Here is a 1,124-nt window from a genome sequence, read left to right on the forward strand (position 1 = left end):
CCGGCTCGACCGAGGTCGCCAAGCTGATCGAAAAGCAACTCGCCGAGACCGCCGCTCCCGACGCCATGCTGATCGCCGAGACCGGCGGCCTGAACGCCATGATCGTCGATTCCACAGCACTTCCCGAACAGGCGGTGCGCGACATCCTGGCCTCCGCCTTCCAGAGTGCCGGCCAGCGCTGCTCGGCGCTGCGCATTCTCTACGTGCAGAAGGACGTCGAGAAGAAGATGCTTGAGATGCTGAAGGGCGCGATGGAAGCGCTCAGCCTCGGCGACCCCTGGCGGATATCGACCGATGTCGGCCCGGTCATCGACGACGAGGCACAAGCGTCGATCCGCGACTATTGCACGAAAATGGGCCTGCAGGGCCGGCTGATCGCCAAGCTCGAAGCGCCGAAGGACGGCCGCTTCGTCGCGCCGCACGTCTTTCGGGTCAAGGGCATCGAGGAGCTGGAGCGCGAGGTGTTCGGGCCGGTGCTGCATGTCGCCACCTTCGATGCCGACGAGATCGATGCGGTGATCGCCGCGATCAACCGCAAGGGCTACGGCCTGACCTTCGGCCTGCACACCCGCATCGAAGGCCGCGCCCAGCATTTCGTCGACGGCATCCATGCCGGCAACATCTACGTCAACCGCAACCAGATCGGCGCCGTCGTCGGGGCGCAGCCGTTCGGCGGCGAGGGGCTTTCCGGCACCGGGCCAAAGGCCGGCGGGCCACATTATCTCCGGCGCTTCCGCAAGGGGCCTGAGGCCGGCACCCATCTTGCCGAAGGCCGCAAGGTGACGGCGACCGAGCTCGCCGATAATCTGCCGGACCCGGCGCTTGGCGGCTGGTCGACGCGTCCGGACCGCATCGCCATCCTGAGGAAACATCTGCGCGGCAAGGGTGCCGCGGCCATCGGTGCCGCCGCCGGCATCGATTTCGGCCAGGTCGACCTGCCCGGGCCGACCGGCGAGGCCAACACGCTGTCGCTGTCGCCGCGCGGGCGCGTGCTGTGCCTCGGCCCGGACGCCGATACGCTGCTCGCGCAGACGATCCAGGCGCTGGCCGCCGGTAATGCCGTGCTCGCCGTCACCCCCGGCGCGCCGGCGGCGCTGTCGGCGCTGACCGGCAAGGGCCTGCCG

1 protein-coding gene is annotated in these 1,124 nt (G+C 69.1%); it reads left to right on the forward strand.

Translation table 11 applies throughout. The features are described 5' to 3' along the window. A partial coding sequence (locus E5W70_RS16350; protein WP_292659744.1) for an aldehyde dehydrogenase family protein occupies window positions 1-1,124 on the forward strand: 1,124 nt, incomplete at both ends.

The sequence above is a fragment of the Mesorhizobium sp. genome, from assembly GCF_005063415.1.
Taxonomy (GTDB): Bacteria; Pseudomonadota; Alphaproteobacteria; order Rhizobiales; family Rhizobiaceae; genus Mesorhizobium.